This is a genomic window from Streptomyces sp. NPDC044719, from assembly GCF_056433405.1.
The window spans coordinates 394,201-410,807 of record NZ_JBWKHE010000001.1 but is presented as its reverse complement, the minus strand read 5'-3'; the positions used below and the strand labels follow the sequence as shown (position 1 = coordinate 410,807).

14 protein-coding genes are annotated in these 16,607 nt (G+C 71.6%); 6 read left to right on the top strand and 8 right to left on the bottom strand.

The window, feature by feature from the left end; genetic code table 11:
- The first annotated feature begins 152 nt into the window (after positions 1-152).
- A complete protein-coding gene (locus AC07DF_RS01995; protein ID WP_478966026.1) occupies positions 153-1,592 on the top strand; it encodes a PspC domain-containing protein in 1,440 nt (479 codons plus the stop codon).
- The gene (locus AC07DF_RS01990; RefSeq protein ID WP_478966024.1) at positions 1,579-1,797 is read left to right on the top strand and encodes a hypothetical protein; all 219 of its coding nucleotides are present in this window, start codon (positions 1,579-1,581) and stop codon (positions 1,795-1,797) included. Before AC07DF_RS01995 ends, AC07DF_RS01990 begins: the two co-directional genes overlap by 14 nt.
- An 18-nt stretch (positions 1,798-1,815) precedes the next feature.
- Here the strand turns inward: AC07DF_RS01990 and AC07DF_RS01985 are convergent, their stop codons facing one another.
- Both AC07DF_RS01985 and AC07DF_RS01980 read right to left on the bottom strand, forming a co-directional pair.
- A complete protein-coding gene (locus tag AC07DF_RS01985; RefSeq protein WP_454365516.1) occupies positions 1,816-2,343 on the bottom strand; it encodes a DoxX family protein in 528 nt (175 codons plus the stop codon).
- A 127-nt stretch (positions 2,344-2,470) separates the two neighbouring features.
- Entirely contained in the window at positions 2,471-3,787 is a 1,317-nt protein-coding gene (locus AC07DF_RS01980) for a hypothetical protein (protein WP_478966022.1), read from the bottom strand.
- A gap of 288 nt (positions 3,788-4,075) precedes the next feature.
- Here AC07DF_RS01980 and AC07DF_RS01975 point away from each other — a divergent pair, with 288 nt between their 5' ends.
- Entirely contained in the window at positions 4,076-4,942 is an 867-nt protein-coding gene (locus AC07DF_RS01975; protein WP_478966020.1) for a DUF4429 domain-containing protein, read from the top strand.
- A 3-nt stretch (positions 4,943-4,945) separates the two neighbouring features.
- On the opposite strand, the gene AC07DF_RS01970 is transcribed toward AC07DF_RS01975, so the two are convergent.
- Positions 4,946-5,740: a class II aldolase/adducin family protein gene (locus AC07DF_RS01970; protein ID WP_478966018.1), complete on the bottom strand. Its 795-nt coding sequence runs from the start codon at positions 5,738-5,740 to the stop codon at positions 4,946-4,948.
- A gap of 198 nt (positions 5,741-5,938) precedes the next feature.
- Here AC07DF_RS01970 and AC07DF_RS01965 point away from each other — a divergent pair, with 198 nt between their 5' ends.
- Entirely contained in the window at positions 5,939-6,412 is a 474-nt protein-coding gene (locus AC07DF_RS01965) for a pyridoxamine 5'-phosphate oxidase family protein (RefSeq protein ID WP_478966016.1), read from the top strand.
- A 3-nt stretch (positions 6,413-6,415) separates the two neighbouring features.
- On the opposite strand, the gene guaA is transcribed toward AC07DF_RS01965, so the two are convergent.
- A complete protein-coding gene (guaA, locus tag AC07DF_RS01960) occupies positions 6,416-7,996 on the bottom strand; it encodes a glutamine-hydrolyzing GMP synthase (RefSeq protein WP_478966014.1) in 1,581 nt (526 codons plus the stop codon).
- A gap of 342 nt (positions 7,997-8,338) precedes the next feature.
- Between guaA and AC07DF_RS01955 the strand changes: the two genes are divergently transcribed.
- On the top strand, positions 8,339-8,632 hold the full coding sequence (locus tag AC07DF_RS01955; RefSeq protein ID WP_193481580.1) for a chorismate mutase: 294 nt from the start codon (positions 8,339-8,341) through the stop codon (positions 8,630-8,632).
- Positions 8,633-9,158: 526 nt separating this feature from the next.
- Here AC07DF_RS01955 and AC07DF_RS01950 read toward each other — a convergent pair.
- Positions 9,159-10,295 carry a hypothetical protein gene (locus AC07DF_RS01950; RefSeq protein ID WP_478966012.1) on the bottom strand — a complete coding sequence of 379 codons (1,137 nt, stop codon included), beginning with the start codon at positions 10,293-10,295 and terminating at the stop codon, positions 9,159-9,161.
- A gap of 214 nt (positions 10,296-10,509) precedes the next feature.
- Between AC07DF_RS01950 and AC07DF_RS01945 the strand changes: the two genes are divergently transcribed.
- Positions 10,510-11,493 (top strand): LAETG motif-containing sortase-dependent surface protein, encoded by a 984-nt coding sequence (locus AC07DF_RS01945; RefSeq protein WP_478966010.1) that lies wholly within the window; start codon positions 10,510-10,512, stop codon positions 11,491-11,493.
- Positions 11,494-11,583: 90 nt separating this feature from the next.
- Here the strand turns inward: AC07DF_RS01945 and AC07DF_RS01940 are convergent, their stop codons facing one another.
- From AC07DF_RS01940 to AC07DF_RS01930, 3 genes are all read right to left on the bottom strand, one after another.
- Positions 11,584-13,371 (bottom strand): GMC family oxidoreductase N-terminal domain-containing protein, encoded by a 1,788-nt coding sequence (locus AC07DF_RS01940; RefSeq protein WP_478966008.1) that lies wholly within the window; start codon positions 13,369-13,371, stop codon positions 11,584-11,586.
- Between the two features lie 35 nt (positions 13,372-13,406).
- Positions 13,407-15,035: a succinic semialdehyde dehydrogenase gene (locus AC07DF_RS01935; RefSeq protein WP_478966006.1), complete on the bottom strand. Its 1,629-nt coding sequence runs from the start codon at positions 15,033-15,035 to the stop codon at positions 13,407-13,409.
- Between the two features lie 144 nt (positions 15,036-15,179).
- Positions 15,180-16,193 (bottom strand): serine/threonine-protein kinase, encoded by a 1,014-nt coding sequence (locus AC07DF_RS01930; RefSeq protein ID WP_478966004.1) that lies wholly within the window; start codon positions 16,191-16,193, stop codon positions 15,180-15,182.
- Positions 16,194-16,607: the final 414 nt, after the last annotated feature.

The window sequence follows — 16,607 nt, the reverse complement described above, 5'->3', positions numbered from 1 at the left end:
GCCGGAGCATCAGGGTCGACCCCGGAGACTCCCCTGATCTCCGGAGCCCGGCCCGTCGAACGCCTCCCGAGCCGTTCCTCAGGGCCGATATCAGGGTTCGGCCAGGGTCGTTCCGACTGCCGCAGCGGCGCCGCGCCCGTCACCATGGACCCATGACCGATCACGAGCACGCCGCGACGGGCCCGGGACCCGGCTCCGGCCCGCAGGACGCCGCGCCCGCGGACTCCCCCGCGCAAGGGCGTGCGGACGCGGGAGAACAGGGAGGAGCCCCCGACGCGGCCGATCCGGCCGACCCGGCCGGGGAAGCGGCCCCGCCCGGCCCGCCCCACGCGTTCCGTCGCGACCGCCGCCACAAGACCCTGGCCGGCGTCTGCGCCGGGCTCGGACGGCAGTGCGACCTGGACCCGGTGATCTTCCGGATCACGCTCGCGGTGCTCTCCGTCACCGGCGGCATCGGCCTGCTCTTCTACGGCTTCGTCTGGCTTCTCGTCCCGTACGACGACGAGGACGAGAACGAGGTGCGCAAGCTGCTGACCGGCCGCGTCGACGGCCAGGCCCTGACGGCCGTGCTGTTCGCGCTGGTCGGCTGCGGAGTGTTCCTGACCCTGCTGAACAACGGCGGAGTGCTGACCTTCGCCTTCGTCCTCTCCATACTCCTGGCCGGCTGCGGCTACTGGTCACGCCAGCGCGGCACCCCCAGCCCCGACCCGCTGGCCGCCCAGGCCGCCGCCGACGCCCCGCCCGAGCCCCAGGCGCCGCCGGTCTTCATCACCGCCCCCTCCTGGTGGCGCGACCCCATCGTCAAGGACGGCACCCACATCGGCGGCACGGGCTATCTGTGGGGCCCCCGCGACGCCCGCGACCCGGATGTCGCTGCCGCCGTCAACATCGGGCTCGGCACCCGGGCCGGCGGCCGCCAGGACATACCCGTCCCGCGCAGCCGGCCTCCCGAGCCGCGCGGCCCCCGCTGGATCGGCGGCTGGGTCTTCCTGCTGGCCCTGCTCGCCGGTGCCCTGGGCACCGACCTGACCTGGGACGAGCACCCGCTGGGCACCAGCCTGCAGACAGGGCTGGCCTGCGCGCTCGCGGTCCTCGGCCTGGGCATAGCCGTCAGCGCCTTCCTGGGACGGACCGGGGCGGGCTCGATCCTCCTGGCGATCATCACGGCCGGACTGCTCGCCGGGTCGGCGGCACTGCCCAAGGACATCGGCACCGAGTGGGCCCGCACGACCTGGCGGCCCGCCACGGTGGCGGACGTACGGGAGCAGTACGAACTGGGCACCGGCGTCGGCACCCTCGACCTCAGCAGGCTGGACGTGGCCGGGAGACAGACCGTGACGACACGCGCCGACGTGGGCATCGGCCGGGTGAAGGTGCTCGTGCCCGAGGACGTGACCGTGCGGCTGAGCGTCGACGTGGGGCTCGGCGACCTCCAGCTGCCGGGCGACGACACGAAGGACGTGGATGTGAAACCGGGCCAGCGGAAGCAGATCACCCTCTCCCCCGCCAAGGGCGTCGAGAGGTCCGGCACCATCGACCTGGACCTCCAGGTCGGCATGGGACAGGCGGAGGTGACCCGTGCTGCGTCATGAGCCCCGGCCCGGAAAGCTGGTCGCCGGTCTCGTCCTCGTCCTGACGGGCGTCCTCTACGCCGGTGACGCGGGCGGCGCCTGGCAGATCCCCTGGTTCGTGGCGATCCCCCTCGTCACCGGCGGACTGTGCCTGGCCGGCGCGGTGGCCTTCCTGACGGGCCGCCTGCGCCGACGCCGCACGGCGGGGCGTACGGCCACCGACTAGCGACCGCCGGGGCTCCGGCTACCGGTACTCCCGCCTCTGCCGTCGTCGTGACCTCAGGGCGGCGTCCACGGACAGCAGGGGCGCGCCGGCCAGGACGAGGGGGGTCCAGGCCATGAGGTAGGCGAGGTCGTTGCCGTAGTAGTACGGATCGGAGGCCCAGCTCACGGTCAGCCACAGGCTGAGGGAGATCAGCGCGCCGCCGAACGCGGCCAGACGGGCGAGCACACCGAGCAGGGTGCCGATGCCTACGGCCAGTTCTCCGAAGGCGATGGCGTAGCCGAAGCCGACCGGGCTCTTCAAGGAGAGGTCGACCAGGGCGGGAATGGCGGAGGAGTCGCGGACGGCGCGCATCATGTCGCCGATCGATCCGGCGCCGGAGTCCTTCATGAAGGCGCTGTCGGTGATCTTGTCCAGGCCGGCGTAGATGAAGGTGACGCCGAGGAAGATGCGCAGAGGAAGGAGGGCGTAGCGGCCGGCGGTGTCCCGCCAGCCTCCGTCGCCGCGGAAGTGGGGGGAGCTCGTGTCCGTTCGCATACTGTGAGTCATCGCTGATAGCCGCCTCTCGCCGCCGGTGCCGAGACCCCCTCAACAGACCATACGTACGACGAACAGACCGTGCTCAACCCTGTATGTCCCCAATTTTTGCCCGACCGCCGGAGCCGGCGGGCATCCGTCACTCCGTCACATCAACCGCGTACCGATTCGTCTCCACCCCCGCCGCCGTGACCACCTGCACGTCCACGCGCCCCGGTTCGACATCCGCCGGCACCGGCACCGTCAGCAGCGTGTCCGCCGGGTTGCTGAAGCCGCCGGGTACCGGTACCAGCGGAACGTGGACGTGCACGGCACCCACCCGGACGACCATCCGGGCCAGTCGGTCGGCCCCTTGCGCACCCGGCGGCACGAACCCGGCTCCCCGGATCTCGATGTCGTCGCCCGTGCGGATCGGCCCGTCGAGGTCGCCCGCCTCCCGGGCCCGGACCACGGAGAGGATGACGGGCCGACCGCCCTCGGCGTACTTGCCGGCCAGATAGGTCGCCGCCGACACCAGGACCACGACCGCCAGTCCCCACGGCAGGTCCGGCAACTGGTCCGGGCGCCTGGCCAGCCGCACCGCCGCGAAGACCAGGGCGACACCGCTGATGACGACGTACTGGATGTCGGCGAAGGTGCCCCGGCCCGCGTCGTCGGTCAGCAGGTCGGCGGCGCGCGGCCGGTCGGCGCGGACCTTCTGCAGCCGTTGCCCGAGCACCCGCAGCCCGACCACCCGCCGTACGAGCACCGCGATCCCGCACACCACGGCGAGCACGGTCACGACCCCGGCGCCGCGGGCGAGTTCCAGCCCGGAGATCAGCGCGTCCCGCTCCCGGGCCCGGGAGGCGGCCGCCAGCCGGCCCGCCAGGACGAGCACCGCGTAGGCCACGAACAGCACCCACGCCGCGGCGACCGTGCGGGAGGTGGACAGGCGGTTGTCCTCGCCGATCACGGGCGCCAGCGCACCGCCCTTCGACCGGTGGAACCAGGACGCCGCCGTCACCGCACCGGCCACCACCAGCGCCGCGGCCAGCCCGGCCGTACGCGCCGCCGTCCAGCCCGCACCGACCGCGGTGAGGCACTGCCCGAGCAGCAGCAGCACGACGGCCGCCCACACCACACCCGCCGTACGGCGCCACAGGCCCGTCAGCCAGGACCGGCCCTCGGCCCGGCCGTGCTCGGCGACGAGTTCCGCGGACTGCGCCAGTTCCTCCGAGACCCACTGCCGGGAAGCGAAGGCGGAGTGGGCCACCGCGGCCGGCAGCCCCTGCCCGGCCGCGAACTCCTCGCGCCTGCGCAGGAACGCGGCGACGGCCCGCCGGTGTCCCTCACGCGCCCCGTGCGGACAGTCCTCGCAGGCGCACCCGCCTTCATGAGCCCCTCCGTAAGCACGGCCGTGAGCGCTGCCGTGAGTACTGCCATGAGCATTGCCGTGGCCGCCCGCGTACCCGCTCACGGGCCCACCGGCGTACCGGCTGGCATACGCACCCGCATCCGTATACGCCCCCGCATCCGCGTACCCGCCCGCATCCGCGCCGCCCTGTCCCTCGCGTACCGCCACGCCCGACGCCCGCCTTCCCGCGACCCAACCACCGTCGGCCTTCCGGACCCCGGAAACCCGCTGTACAACTCCCCTGCGACGACAGCGAATTGTGCCCTACACCAGCCGGTTCGCGTCCGCTCGGTCTGGTCAACACGGGTGAACTTCGGCGTGCCGTGTTGACCTGACTGGGAGAATTCCCCTATGGCCGAGATCATCCAGCGTGACGGGACCTGGGCCTTCGACGGCGACACGGTCCGGATCACGCCCGGTCTGCACCGCTCCGTGCCGCTGTTCCGGCAGACGTACGGGGAGATCGCCGTGCCGCTCGAGGCGGTCTCGAGTGTCGTCCTGGAACCCGAACGCAGGCGCGGACGGTTGCGGTTGAGGCTGCGGGAGGGCGCCGACCCCCTGCTCCAGGCCACCGGCGGACGGCTGCCGGACGCGGCCGATCCGTACCGGCTGACGGTGGACGCCGACCGGACGGGGGTCGCCGAGTACATCGCCGAGGAGATCCGCCGCGCGCTGCTCCTGGACCGGATTCCCAAGGACCCGGCGAAAACCTATCTGCTGCCCGGCCCGCCGGTCCCGGTCTCGGTCCGTTCGTCCGACGGGACGGTCTCCTTCGACGGCACTCGCGTACGGATCGACTGGGCCGACACCTCCGAGCGGGTCAAACGCGCCACCGGCCCGCGGATCATCACCCTGGGCGACCTGGTCCGGGTCGAGTGGCTGCCGAACTCCGGCCACGAGGACGGCCTCCTGCGCTTCGTGACCCGCGAGACCGTGTACTCGAAGCTGCCGCCGGAGAAGGACCCGTACGCCCTGGACCTGTGGGGCAGCGCCCGCCGCGATCTGCTCACGGCGCTCGTCGCGACGGCGGTCACGGCCCGGCTGCCGCACCCGTCCACCGAGGCGGCGCACGACATGTCCGCTCACTACCCGCCCGCCTCCGAGCACCACGACGTACTGCTGCGCCGGCTGCGCGAATTGGGCCGGCTGCACCAGGACGGGGTGCTCACCGACGAGGAGTTCGCGATGACGAAAGCAGTGGTGCTCCGCGGCTTCTGATGACTAACTCAATAGATCCGGCTCGCTCCGGCTGACGTCCTGCCACATCGGCTGGTAGTTGATCCACGCCACCAGGTCGCCGCCCAGCTGCTCCCGCGTCGCCACCGCCATCCGGTGGTCGATGCGGACCGGCCGCCCGGCCGCCTGCGCCGTCAGCTGCACCTGGCAGGACCGCTCCATCGACACGAACCACCAGGCCGCGGCGTCCACCGAGTCGCCGACGGTCAGCAGGCCGTGGTTGCGCAGCACGAGTGCCTTGCGGGAGCCGAGCACGGCCGCGATACGCCGTCCCTCCTCGGCGTCGACGGAGACACCGGTGTAGGCGTCGTAGAGGACGTGGTCCTCGTAGAAGGCGCAGCTCTCCTGGGTGATCGGCTCCAGCAGCTCGCCGAGGGCGGCGAGCGCCCGGCCGTGCACCGAGTGGCAGTGGGCGACGGCGACCACGTCGGGGCGGGCGGCGTGCACCTGGGCGTGCACGGTGAACGCGGCCTGGTTGACGTGGTAGCGGCCCTCGACGACCTGGCCGTCCTGGTTGGCCAGCACCAGGTCGCTCACGGTGACGTGCCGGAAGGGCAACCCGAACGGGTTGACCCAGAAGCAGTCGGTGTATTCCGGGTCGCGGGCCGTGATGTGTCCCGACACACCGTCCTCGAAGCCGAGCCGCCCGAAGATCCTGAGGGCGCCCGCGAGCCGCTCCTTGCGGTGCAGGCGTTCGTCCTCCACCGACTCGTGCATGGGCGGCATCGCGAACCGCAGCCGGTCGGTGGGCAGCGGCAGGGGCGGGGTGGGCCCGTGCATAGGTCCTCCAGCGCTGTTTCTTCGTACGGGGCGGAAGTTACCGCCGGTCGGGCCGGGATGAACAGAACCGTTTCGTAAAGATGAAACGAGCGCCCCTGAGAGCACCCTGTGCGCACCCTTTTGCCCCCGGTCTCCCCCAGGGGCCTACCCCACGAATAGCCGACAGAAGATGTCGCATTTCGGCGCCACACTCTCCGTATGACAGCGAACTGGGCAGCTCTCGTCACCGCCGAACCGGATCTGGCCGACACGGTCGAGAAGCGCTTCGGCGCCTACACCCACCACGTTCTCGCCACTCTCCGCAAGGACGGTTCGCCCCGCACCAGCGGCCTTGAAGTGCGGTTCCTGAAGGGCGAGCTGTGGCTCGGCATGATGCCGGGCTCGCTCAAGGCCCTCGATCTGCGCCGCGACCCGCGCTTCACACTCCAGTCGAACCCCGGGGAGGGCACGGGCATGGGCGGCGGGGACGTCCGGATCAGCGGCCGGGCGATCGAGGTCGACGACGCGGAGACCAAGGCCGGATACGTCGAAGAGGTGGAACCGCCGGAGCCGTTCCACCTCTTCCGCACCGAGCTGACGGAGGTCGTGAGGACCTACGTCGAGGACGACACGTACCTCGTCGTCCAGGTCTGGACGCCCGGCGATCCCCTGCGCACGATCAAGCGCACCTAGGGGTCACTCCCACTCGATCGTCCCCGGCGGCTTCGAGGTCACGTCGAGGACGACGCGGTTGACGTCGCGCACCTCATTGGTGATCCGGGTCGAGATCTTCGCCAGGACGTCGTACGGCAGACGCGACCAGTCGGCCGTCATGGCGTCCTCGGACGAGACGGGGCGCAGCACGATGGGGTGGCCGTACGTACGGCCGTCGCCCTGGACGCCGACGCTGCGGACGTCCGCCAGCAGGACCACCGGGCACTGCCAGATGTCCCGGTCGAGGCCGGCCGCCGTCAGCTCCTCGCGGGCGATGGCGTCGGCCTCACGCAGCAGGTCCAGGCGCTCCTTGGTGACGTCGCCGACGATGCGGATGCCGAGGCCGGGCCCCGGGAAAGGCTGGCGCTGGACGATCTCGTCCGGCAGGCCGAGCTCCTGGCCGACCATCCGGACCTCGTCCTTGAACAGCTGGCGCAGCGGCTCGATCAGCTGGAACTCGAGGTCCTCGGGCAGGCCGCCCACGTTGTGGTGGGACTTGATGTTGGCGGTGCCGGTGCCGCCGCCGGACTCGACGACGTCCGGGTAGAGGGTGCCCTGGACGAGGAACTCCACGGCCGGGCCCTGGTCGGCGATGATCTCGGCCTGGGCCTGCTCGAAGACCCGGATGAATTCGCGGCCGATGATCTTCCGCTTCTCCTCGGGGTCCGAGACCCCGGCCAGCGCCTTGAGGAACCGCTCCTCGGCGTCCACGACCTTCAGCTGCACGCCGGTCGCGGCCACGAAGTCCTTCTCGACCTGCTCGGTCTCGCCCTTGCGCATCAGGCCGTGATCGACGTACACGCAGGTCAGCTGGGAGCCGATGGCCTTCTGGACGAGGGCGGCGGCCACGGCGGAGTCCACACCGCCGGACAGCCCGCAGATGGCGCGCCGGTCGCCGACCTGCTCGCGGATCGCGGCGACCTGCTCCTCGATCACGTTGCCGGTCGTCCAGTTCGGCGTGAGACCCGCGCCCCGGTACAGGAAGTGCTCCAGCACCTGCTGCCCGTGCGTGGAGTGCATCACCTCGGGGTGGTACTGGACGCCGTATAGCTTCTTCTCGTCGTTCTCGAAGGCCGCTACGGGCACGACGTCCGTGGAGGCCGTGACGGAGAAGCCCTCGGGGGCGGCGGAGCAGGCGTCGCCGTGCGACATCCAGACGGCCTGCTCGGCGGGGGTGCCCTCGAAGAGGGTGGAGGACGACTTGGAGACGTGCAGGCCGGTGCGGCCGTACTCGCGGGCTCCGGTGTTGTCGACGGTGCCGCCGAGGGTCCGCGCCATCAGCTGGAAGCCGTAGCACATGCCGAAGACGGGGACGCCGGCCTCGAAGATCGCGCGGTCGAGGCTCGGGGCGCCTTCCTCGTAGACCGACGAGGGGCCGCCGGAGAGGATGATCGCCGCGGGGTTCTTGGCGAGGATCTCCTGGACCGGCATGGTGCTCGGCACGATCTCGCTGTAGACCCGCGCCTCGCGGACACGACGGGCGATGAGCTGGGCGTACTGCGCGCCGAAGTCGACGACCAGGACGGTGTCGGGGGCGTTGGCAGCGGGAGTCGCTGATGACACGGGGTGCCTTCCGGCGGTGGGGCGGGGGTCTTGTGCCACCCGATTCTACCGAGGTGCTCGTGGGGAGCGTCCCGCCCACGGACAGTCCGGGCTCCGGCACCCGCGTCTCACCATGCGAACCCGCTTGGACGCCGCGCCGCCCCGGGGCATACTGGCGCCATGCTCACGCACCAGACCTTCCGCTTTACCTATGGCATCCGGCCCGCCGGCTGCCATGGTCGTGCTGCTTGAGCAACTGACAAGCGACTTCCCAGGCGCCCCGGGCCGACAAGGCCCGGGGCGCCTGTCGTCGTCCGGGCCTTGCCGCCCCGGGGCACCCCCTGACGACGAGGAGCCCCTCCCATGACCGTTCCCACCACCGCCACCGACGTGACCGGCGCCCGCACCCCCGAGGCCGCCGAGGTGATCACCGGCGCGCGTGAGCGGATCGACGCGCTCGACGACCGGATCATCGGCCTGATCCAGGAACGGGTGGCCGTCTCGGCCGTCATCCAGGAGGCGAGGATCACCTCCGGCGGCCGGCGCGTGAACCTCTCCCGCGAGATGGAGGTGCTCGGTCACTACAGGGACGCGCTGGGCAAGCCGGGTACGGCCCTGGCGATGACCCTGCTGGAGCTGTGCCGGGGCAAGATCTGAATCCGCCGGAGGAATGCGCGTTCCCGGGACAGACGTACGCACCCCTCTCACCCGTACGGCGCGTGACCGCCCCCCGGCGCCCTTCGTTGGTCTCGATGTCCGTGCCAGCCAGGCGCGGGCCCGAAAGAACCACGCGTGGCTCACTGGAGCGATGAGACGTACGGATCGTGCCGTGCGTCGTGGGACCTCGCTCCAGGGAAGTGACCGGACGGCAGGGGACAGCAGCCCGGTCACCCAAGAGAACGGACGGCTCCGGGGACGCCCGGGGCCGCCCGGCGGACATCGAGAAATCGCGCAAGGCTGGGCCAAACGGTTGCGGGCGCCGCGTTCATCCAGCACGATGCGCATACAGCCCAAGTCTCCCCGCCGGCACCCGCATTGCCCGACTGCCAAAGGTCGAGACCAGCGGCGCAACCCCCCGGCGCCGCTTCCAGGCACCGGCGCTGCCCTGACGTCGGTGCTGACGAGAAGAAGGGCCCCGCGGCTCCACCCCGCGGGGCCCTTCGCTCATGCTTGTCGCACCTGGTCAGGTGCGGGTGACCGTCCCGCAGACGTGGCCGTCGTCGATGCTCCTGCTGCGGTCGTACGGGTCCGTCGTCGGGCCGGTGGGGTCGGGACCCTTGTCCGCGCTCGACGGGAACTCCGGGTGCAGATAGCCGTCGTGGACGTCGCAGGTGGAGTTGCCGATCTCCTCGTCGTACTTCCGGACGGTCAGCCGGCCCGGGGTGACCCGGTAGCGGACGGGGTCGGCGAGTTCGACGTCGAGGACCCTGCGCACGATCGTGCGGGTGACCTCGGTCGATCCGTCGGCGCGCATGACGGGGTAGACGAAGGTGTAGTCGGCGCGCACCGCGACCCCCGCGTGCGAGCCCTTCTCGAACGTCATACGCCCGCGCGTCTTGATCACGTCACCGACCGGCCGTATCTCGTCGGAGTCGAAACGGCTGAACATCGTCACCGGGTCGTGTGTGCCGCTCGGGGAGCGCAGGGCGGTGTTCAGGTCGTCGAGCAGGCCCGGCTGCTTCGGGTCGAGCACGGAGAGCGCGGCCTCGGGGCGTTCGCCCCGCACCGTCTTCGGGTCGAGGTTGGCGCCGGCCAGCAGCTTCTTCGTCAGCTTCAGCGCCTCTTCCACGCGGTCCTTCGGGACCGCGCCGACGGCCTTCGCCTCGGGCAGGACGATGCCGGCCTCGCCGTCGGCCCAGTGCAGCGCCGGGGAGCCGGCGAAGGGCTCGTCCAGGGTGGGGGTTTCGGGGTCCGACGCGCCGGGTGCGGCGGTGGGCGCCGCCGTCTCGGCGGGCAGGGGCGAGGTCTCGGCGGCCCCGGGCTCACCCGTACCGAAGGGGTCACCGGGCAGCAGCGACGGCTTCAGGGCCACCAGGGCCACGCCGACGGCGACGGGCACGACGAGCAGGGCCCACAGCTTGCGGCGGCGGCCTGCCCGGCCGTGGACGTACGGCGATTCGGGGCCGGTACGCCACCCCGGGGGCGATTCGCCCCGCTCCTCCTGCCGGCGCAACCGTTCGGTGACCATGCGTGCCCGCGCGGACGGTTCCTTCGGGGCGGAGCCGCGGGTGTCCCGTTCGGCGTCGCGGATGAACTGTTCCCAGACGTCGTCGGGGATCTCGGAGGCCGACGGCTGATCGTCGGACGGCTTGTCAGACACGAGCGTCAGTTCTAGGCGTTCAGCAAGCGCCTTCACAAGAAGGTCATGGATGTGACTCAGCCCACATAAAAATCCTGTGAAGGACAGTGCAACCATTCACAGGTTTCACGGATCAAACCTGCAGAACCACGGGCCACTCCCGCGCCCCACACGCGGAGGCCTCCCCCAACGTTCGTACCGCACCCTGCGGTACGCCGGACTCTCCGAGGTCTTCATGAAGCTTCGCCGCGCCATGGCAGCAGCGGCCGCTACGGCGGTCATAGCCCCGGTGGCACTGCTCGCGGCACCGGCCGCGTACGCGACCGACGAAACGACGCCCACGCCGAGCGCGTCCGTGAGCGAGTCCGCTCCCGAGACGACGCCCTCGCCGTCGGCGACCGAGTCCAAGCCCGCCGAGACGACGCCGACTCCGAGCGCGTCCGTGAGCGAGTCCGCTCCGGAGACGACGCCCTCGCCGAGCGCCTCCGCGAGCGAGTCCTCCCCGGCGCCCTCCGCGTCCGAGCCCGAGGAGTCGGAGTCCCCCGACCCCGAGCCCTCGGTCTGCGAGGACACCAAGGTCGACGTCAGCATCTCCGGCCTGCCCGGCAAGATCGCGGCGGGCAGCGGCTGGCACAAGTTCTCGCTGAACGTGCTCAACAACTCCGACTCCACGCTGAACGACCTCGACTTCTTCGCCGGAGCCTCCTCCGACAAGAACGGCGAGGACCTGTTCACCAGCAAGCAGGTCCAGCTCCAGGCCTGGGACCCCCAGGACAAGATCTGGGTCGACCTCAACGAGGGCGGCCTCGCGGTCGGCTACGTCGGCTACACCGACGAGCTGAAGCCCGACTACGAGGTCAACATCCCGCTGCGCCTCAACGTCAAGCCGTCCGCCCCGGTCGGCGCCGGCTTCTCGCTCGGCGCGACGATCTACGGCGACAACGACGCCGAGTGCACCGGCTTCGGTCAGATCTCCTACAAGTTCCAGATCGTCTCGGCCGGTACGGACACCGGTGGCACCAAGCCGCAGGAAGGCGGCAAGGCGCCCGTCACCGACGAGAAGCCGGCCGGCACCACGCCGGAGGTCACCGGCAGCCTCGCCGAGACCGGCTCCAGCTCCGCCCTGCCGATGATCAGCCTCGTCGGCGGTGCCGCGGTCGTCGCCGGTGCCGGTGCGATCTTCGTGGTGCGTCGCCGCAAGGCCGGCGTGCAGGCGTAAGCCATAGCGGCCAATAGGCCGCAGCACCAAGCAGAAGAGGGACCTGCGCTCGGAGGGGGGTGCAGGTCCCTCTTCTGTTGCCTGTCGGCTTCAGTTCTTGGGCGGCACCGCCGGCATGCCCAGGAACGGCAGCCGCAGTGCGCCGAACGCGTCCGCCGGGACCGCCGGGGACTTGGGCTCGACCGGCTGGAGACGTTCATAGGCCGCGCCCTGCCGCGGCCGGGGGTCGGGCTCGCCCTTGTTGGGCCAGTACGACATCGCCCGCTCGGCCTGGGCGGTGATGGTGAGGGACGGGTTGACGCCCAGGTTGGCGGAGACCGCGGCGCCGTCGACGACGGAGATGCCGGGGTGGCCGTAGAGGCGGTGGTACGGGTCGATCACGCCGGACTCGCGGGAGTCGCCGATGGGGCAGCCGCCGAGGAAGTGGGCGGTGAGCGGGGTGCCCATCAGTTCGCCGACGTTGGAGCCCGCGAAGCCGTTGATCTCGGCGGCGAGTGCCGAGGCGCTCTCCGTCGCGGCCTTGATCTGTTTGGGGTTGGGGGAGCCGTGGCCCTGCCGTGCGGTGAGCAGGCCGCGGCCGGCGCCCGACGTTTTCAGATACGTCGTCAGGGAGTTGTCCAGCGACTGCATCACCAGGCCGATGATGGTTCGCTCCGACCAGCGGCGGTTCGACAGGGAACGCAGCACCAGCAGCGGGTGTTTCGCCGCGTTGGCGAGGAAGCCCAGGACCCGCGAGGTGCCCGAGTTCGTCCCCGCGTACGGCACCTGAAGGATGGACAGGCCGCCCATCGAGTTGGAGCCCCTGCCGTAGCGGACCGGCTCGATGTGGGTGTTCTCGTCCGGGTGGATCGAGGACGTGATGGCCACGCCCCGGGTGAAGTCGGCCTTCCGTGCGCCGTGGGCCTTGCGGTAGCGCCGGTCGTCGGTCTGGGCGCCGACCAGGGCCTCGGAGTTGGTACGGGTCAGCTCACCCAGCTTGTCGGAGATGTACGGCAGCTGTCCGCCCGCCTTCATGCGGTGCAGGAGGGTCTGGGTGCCGTAGGTGCCGGCGGCGATGACGACCTTGCGGGCCGTGTAGGTGCGGCCCTTCGCCTTGCGGCGGTCGTCGGTGGGGAGCGTGGCGACGGCGTACCCGCCGCGTGAGTCGTCGGTCACCGAGACGACCGTCGTCAGGGGGTGGACGACGGCGCCGGCCTTCTCGGCCAGGTGCAGATAGTTCTCGTTGAGGGTGTTCTTCGCGCCGTGGCGGCAGCCGGTCATGCACTCGCCGCACTCCGCGCAGGCCCTGCGGGCCGGGCCCGCGCCGCCGAAGTACGGGTCGGGCACCTCCTGGCCCGGTCTCGCCTTCGCCGTGCCGTCGGCGTCCTCGCCGTCGCCGAAGAAGACGCCGACCGGGGCGAGATGGAAGGAGTCGCCGCAGCCCATGCGCTCCGCGGCGGCCTTCAGGTGGACGTCGGACGGGGTCATGGTCGGGTTGAGCCGGACGCCCAGCATGCGCCGGGCCTGGTCGTAGAACGGCTTCAGCTCGTCCTGCCAGTCCGTGATGTCACGCCACTGGGGGTCCTCGAAGAACGGCTTCGGCGGGACGTAGAGGGTGTTGGCGTAGTTGAGGGAGCCGCCGCCGACGCCCGCGCCGGCCAGGACCATGACGTTGCCCAGCAGGTGGATGCGCTGGATGCCGTACATGCCGAGTTTCGGCGCCCAGAGGTAGTTCTTGAGGTCCCAGGAGTTCTTGGGGAGGGACTCGCGGGTGAAGCGGCGGCCGGCTTCCAGGACGCCTACGCGGTACCCCTTCTCCGTGAGGCGCAGGGCGGTCACCGAGCCGCCGAAGCCGGAGCCGACGACGATGACGTCGTAGTCGTAGGTGTCCTGGGGCACGGGCTCTCCTCGTCGAGAACGGGTGTGGTCTGGCTCTAGCGGAACCGGAATGCCTTCATCAGGCGGAGGCTCCTGCTCATGAACCGGGCGTACTTCTCGTCGTCCATGCCGAGGGAGGGAGCCATCGGGAGAACCCGCTGGTGGGCGATCGTCTGGGCCTCGGTGTACTTGAGGATGCCCTCGGAGCCGTGGCGGCGGCCGAGGCCCGAGTCCTTCATGCCGCCCATGGGCGACTGGACGCTGCCGTACGCGGGGGCGTAGCCCTCGTTGATGTTGACCGTGCCGGTGCGCAGCCGGCCGGCGACCTCCTGGCCGCGCCGGGCGTTCTTCGTCCAGACCGAGGAGTTCAGGCCGTAGGCCGTGGCGTTGGCGCGCTCGATGACCTCGTCCTCGTCCTGGAAGCGGTAGACCGAGACGACCGGGCCGAAGGTCTCCTCGGCGCAGACGGACATCTCCGCCTCGACTCCGTCGAGGATCGTGGGCTCGAAGAAGTACGGGCCGATGTCCGGGCGGGCCACGCCTCCCGCGACCACCTTCGCGCCCTTGGCTACGGCCTCGTCCACGTGCCGCGTGACGGTCTCGAGCTGGCGTTCGCCGACCAGGGAGCCCATGTCGGCGCCGTACGCCAGCGACCTGCCGAGGCGCATCGTCCTCGTACGGGCGGCGAAGCGCTCCAGGAAGGCGTCCGCGACGGACTCGTGGACGTAGAGCCGCTCGATGGATATGCAGAGCTGACCGGCGGAGGAGAAGCAGGCGCGGACGGCTCCGGCCGCGGCCTTCTCGATGTCGGCGTCCTCCAGCACCAGCATGGCGTTCTTGCCGCCGAGTTCGAGGGAGACGCCGACGAGCCGGGCGGCGGCGCCCTGGGCGACCTCGCGGCCGGTACGGGTGGAGCCGGTGAAGGAGACGTAGTCGGCGTGCCGGACGACCTCCGGGCCGACGACCGGGCCGTCGCCGAGGACGACCTGGAAGACGTCGGCGGGCAGACCGGCCTCGATGAGCAGGTCACGGGCCCACAGGGCGGTGAGGCAGGTCTCCGTGTCCGGCTTCATGACGACCGCGTTGCCCGCGACGAAGGCCGGGATCGCGTCGCCGACCGACAGCTCCAGGGGGTAGTTCCAGGGGGCGATCTGGCCGATCACACCGCGCGGGTGGCGCAGCTCGGTGACCTTGGTGAGGGTCGGCATGGCACCGGCGTGCCGCTTCGGCCGGAGGTAGGAGGGGGCCTTGCGGCCGTAGTGCCGGGCGGCGACCGCGACGGCCTGGACCTCCTCGTGGGCGTGCAGCCGGGCCTTGCCGGTCTCCAGCTGGATCAGGTCGAGCACCTCGGCCTGGCGCTCCAGCACCAGGTCGTGGAAGCGCAGCAGGACGGCGGCACGCTGCCGCAGGGGGGTCCGCGCCCACACGGCCTGGGCGGTGCGGGCCAGTTCGAAGGCCCTCGCCACGTCCTCGGGCGTCGACTCGGGGAGGTCGGCCAGCTTCTCCCCGGTGAACGGCGTGTGGTTGGCGGTGCGACCGGAGCCGGCCACGCCCTTGGTGAGCTGGGCGACCAGCTCTGGGGTGACCACGTCGGCGGCGGTGCGGGCGCCCTCCGGGGCGGGGGCGAGGGGGTTCGTGCCGGTCTGTGCCGTGCCGGTCTTCTCCGGGGCGTGCGCGTCCGTCATGAGCGGCAGGGTATGCCCCGGCGGAGGCTTTGGGTACCCGTCGGTAATACGGCTTCACCGAGTGCACACACGACGCCAGTGGCTGCTGGCAACAAACGCCCTGATCAGGGCGTTGTGCGGTGACAGTCGGTGTAATTCAGCCTTTTACGATCCCGAGCCGATCCCCAGCCGGTCGCGGGCGCCCTGGAACACCGAGGTGCCTTCCTCCTCCTCCGGCGTGCCCCTGGGCATGTCGACGCGCAGTTCGTACATGCGGTCGTCGCCGGTGCGGATCAGCAGGCGCATGACCCTTCTGGGGCCCTCGTCCGCGTGGTAGGCGGTGTCGGCGAGGGCGGCCTCGTGCCCCTGGACGCCGGTGCGGGTGTAGCGCGTGTCCCCCTGGACGATGGGTGCCTTACGGGCCTGGTCCATCGGGGAGGCCGGGGCACGGTCCCAGAGGAGGAGGCGGACCTGGACCGTGCCGCCCCGTTCGTCGCCGTAGAGCACGGTGCGGGGCTGGTCGGTCGCGCTGCCGGTCCGGCCGAGTTCGCGGTAGTGGCTCGGGAGATGGAGTACGGCCGACAGGTCCGGGTCGTGGTGCGGGGTCCAGGCGTCCGTCGTGTCGGCGGTCTGTTCGGCGCTCTCCGCGGTGCCGGCGCCGTCGAGGTGGGTGGCGGCGCCCAGGCCTCCGGCGAGCAGCGCGCTGAGGAGGGCGAGGGGGGCGGGGCGGAGGAGGCTGTGCCGCTTCGGCGACTCCGGCGGTGCGGCGGTCGCGTCCAGGTGCGTTCCGGGGCCGGGGCCCGGGCCGGGGCCGGGGCCGGGGCCGGGGTCGAGGTCGGGGTCGGGGTCGTCCGCCGGCTCCGGTACGTCCGCGGCCTCCTGGTCTCCGGCGGGTATCTCCGCGAGGGGCGCGAGGGGCGGTGGTCCCGCCACCGCCTCCAGTTCCTTCGCGACCTCCTCTGCGTCCGGCCGCTGGTCGGGGTCGGACGCCAGCAGCCGGACGATCAGCGGCCCGAGCGGCCCGGCCTGCTCCGGCCCGGGCGGCTCGGCGGCGCGGATCGCTGCGCGTGTGGCCTCCGGCGTGGCCCGGCGGAACGGGGACGAGCCCTCCACGGCGGCGTACAGCAGGGCACCCAGGGACCACAGATCGGACGCGGGCCCGGCGGTACGGCCGGACATCCGCTCGGGGGCGACGAACTCCAGCGACCCTGCGAACTCCCCGTCGGCTGCGGGGGCTTCCCCGTCGGCTGCGAGGGCTTCCCCATCGGCTGTGCGGGACCCGCTGACTGTGCGGGATTCCCCGCCGACGGCGAGAGACTCCCCACCGGCCGTGCGGGACTCCCCACCGGCCGCGAGGGACTTGCCGCCGAGCGTGCGGGACCCCCCACCGGTCGCGAGAGAATCCCCACCGGCCGTGGACGACTCCCGGCCAGCCGCGACAGACTCCCCACCAACCGTTCCAGACCCCCCACCAGCCGCGAGGGACTCCCCTCCGACCGTGCGGGACCCCCCACCGGTCGCGAGAGAATCCCCACCGGCCGTGGACGACTCCCGGCCAGCCGCGACAGACTCCCCACCAACCGTTCCAGACCC

Excerpts from the sequence above, each read along its gene's own strand:
- AC07DF_RS01970 (WP_478966018.1), bottom strand. The coding sequence starts at position 5,740 with ATGCACGGGCCCACCCCGCCCCTGCCGCTGCCCACCGACCGGCTGCGG.
- AC07DF_RS01975 (WP_478966020.1), top strand. The coding sequence starts at position 4,076 with ATGGCCGAGATCATCCAGCGTGACGGGACCTGGGCCTTCGACGGCGAC.
- AC07DF_RS01995 (WP_478966026.1), top strand. The coding sequence starts at position 153 with ATGACCGATCACGAGCACGCCGCGACGGGCCCGGGACCCGGCTCCGGC.
- AC07DF_RS01965 (WP_478966016.1), top strand. The coding sequence starts at position 5,939 with ATGACAGCGAACTGGGCAGCTCTCGTCACCGCCGAACCGGATCTGGCC.
- AC07DF_RS01930 (WP_478966004.1), bottom strand. The coding sequence starts at position 16,193 with ATGTCCGGCCGTACCGCCGGGCCCGCGTCCGATCTGTGGTCCCTGGGT.
- AC07DF_RS01945 (WP_478966010.1), top strand. The coding sequence starts at position 10,510 with ATGAAGCTTCGCCGCGCCATGGCAGCAGCGGCCGCTACGGCGGTCATA.
- AC07DF_RS01985 (WP_454365516.1), bottom strand. The coding sequence starts at position 2,343 with ATGACTCACAGTATGCGAACGGACACGAGCTCCCCCCACTTCCGCGGC.
- AC07DF_RS01935 (WP_478966006.1), bottom strand. The coding sequence starts at position 15,035 with ATGACGGACGCGCACGCCCCGGAGAAGACCGGCACGGCACAGACCGGC.
- AC07DF_RS01955 (WP_193481580.1), top strand. The coding sequence starts at position 8,339 with ATGACCGTTCCCACCACCGCCACCGACGTGACCGGCGCCCGCACCCCC.